Here is a 1967-nt window from a genome sequence, read left to right as displayed (position 1 = left end):
ATGCTCTGGTCTTTCGGGCCGCACGCCAATAAAAGGTGCCGTGATTGGCAATGGACCGCCTGAACATGCTCAAGACCCGGATTATTCCTTGTCTCGACGTGGCCGATGGCCGCGTGGTCAAGGGCGTCAATTTCGTCGATCTCGTCGATGCCGGTGATCCGGTTGAGGCCGCCAAGGCCTACGATGCGGCGGGGGCGGATGAGCTTTGTTTTCTGGACATCCATGCGACCCATGAAAACCGGGGCACGATGTTCGACCTCGTCACCCGCACGGCCGAGCAATGTTACATCCCCCTGACCGTCGGCGGCGGCGTGCGCAGCCATGAGGATGTACGGGCGCTGCTGCTGGCCGGGGCCGACAAGGTCAGTTTCAACTCTGCTGCCGTTGCCAACCCGGATGTGGTGGCTGAGGCCGCCGACCGTTTCGGCAGCCAGTGCATCGTTGTCGCCATCGACGCGAAGACCGTGGAGCCGGGGCGGTGGGAGATTTTCACCCATGGCGGCCGCAAGCCGACTGGCATCGATGCGGTGGAGTTCGCGAAAACTGTTGAGGCGAAGGGGGCAGGGGAGATTCTGCTGACCTCGATGGACCGCGACGGGACGCGGGCAGGGTTCAACCTGCCCCTGACCCGCGCCATATCGGATGCGGTCGATGTTCCGGTGATTGCCTCGGGCGGCGTCGGCACGCTTGACCACCTTGTCGAAGGCGTCACCAAGGGCGGCGCCTCGGCCGTTCTTGCTGCCTCGATCTTCCATTTCGGCGATTTCACGATCCGCGAGGCCAAGGACCACATGGCCGCTGCGGGCATCCCGATGAGGCTCGAATGACCACACTGGAAACACTCGCTGCCACCATTGCCGCCCGCAAGGGTGCCGACCCGGAAAGCTCCTGGACTGCGAAGCTATTGGCCAAGGGGCCCGAGAAATGTGCCGAGAAGTTTGGCGAGGAAGCCGTCGAGGCGATCATCGAGGCGGTGAAGGGCGACCGTGCGCGGCTCACCTCGGAGGCGGCCGATGTGCTTTATCACCTTCTGGTCATGCTGGCCGCACGGGATGTCGCGCTCGCCGATGTTCTGGCCGAGCTTGACCGGCGCTCGGGCCTGTCGGGCATTGCCGAAAAAGACGGGCGAGGCTGACCCGCAAGCCCCGGGCTTGAATTCGCGGCCCGTCCCGCGTATCTCCCCTCCGTTGCAACTCTCCGAAAGCGAAACCGACGATGGCCACCAATCCTCTCCAGTTTCTTCAGCAGGTGCGCACTGAAACCGCGAAGGTCCACTGGCCGACCCGCAAGGAAGTCGTGACGACGACGATCATGGTCTTCATCATGGCGGCGCTGACATCGGTCTTCTTCTTTGTGGTCGATATGATCATCCGTCTTGGGCTGACCACGATTCTGGGAATGAGCGGCTGATACCGGGCAGGCCTTTCGGCCTTGAATTTGCAGGCAAAGGCCTGTAATCGGGCCCCACTTTCCCGGCTTCGGCGCGCAACGATTCGGTCTGCGCGCTGTTTTTTGTTCGGGTGAGGTTGGGGCAACCCATTGGAATTCTGAAATAATCCGGCGATACGTCGTCGGTCGAGCGGGGTCTAAGGCAGATGGCGAAGCGGTGGTATTCGGTGAGCGTTCTCTCGAACTTCGAGAAGAAGATCGCCGAACAGATCAAGCATTCCGTCGCCGAAAAGGGTCTTGAGGACGAGATCGACGAAGTTCTCGTACCGACCGAGGAAGTGCTGGAGATCCGCCGCGGCAAGAAAGTGACGTCCGAACGGCGCTTCATGCCGGGCTATGTGCTGGTGCGGATGGAAATGTCGAGCCGGGGCTACCACCTGATCAGTTCGATCAATCGCGTGACCGGGTTTCTGGGGCCGCAGGGTCGCCCGATGCCGATGCGCGACCATGAGGTGAACGCCATTCTGAACCGGGTCGAAGAGGGCGAGGCCGCGCCGCGCAACCTGATCCGTTTCGAC

Annotated in this window: 4 protein-coding genes; all 4 read left to right on the top strand. The window is 62.0% G+C overall.

The features are described 5' to 3' along the window. Nucleotides 1-65 precede the first annotated feature (65 nt). Entirely contained in the window at nt 66-827 is a 762-nt protein-coding gene (gene hisF, locus WBB85_RS02120; RefSeq protein ID WP_432636972.1) for an imidazole glycerol phosphate synthase subunit HisF, read from the top strand. Further along, the gene (locus WBB85_RS02115) at nt 824-1135 is read left to right on the top strand and encodes a phosphoribosyl-ATP diphosphatase (RefSeq protein WP_432636971.1); all 312 of its coding nucleotides are present in this window, start codon (nt 824-826) and stop codon (nt 1133-1135) included. Before hisF ends, WBB85_RS02115 begins: the two co-directional genes overlap by 4 nt. Nucleotides 1136-1215: 80 nt before the next feature. Then, nucleotides 1216-1410, top strand: a complete 195-nt coding sequence (gene secE, locus WBB85_RS02110) for a preprotein translocase subunit SecE (RefSeq protein WP_432636970.1) — start codon at nt 1216-1218, stop codon at nt 1408-1410. Nucleotides 1411-1595: 185 nt separating this feature from the next. After that, the coding region (locus WBB85_RS02105) for a transcription termination/antitermination NusG family protein (RefSeq protein ID WP_432636969.1) at nt 1596-1967 on the top strand (372 nt) is incomplete at its 3' end.

This window comes from Albidovulum sp., from assembly GCF_049646345.1.
GTDB lineage: Bacteria > Pseudomonadota > Alphaproteobacteria > Rhodobacterales > Rhodobacteraceae > Albidovulum.
This window is presented reverse-complemented; position numbering and strand designations above follow the sequence as displayed.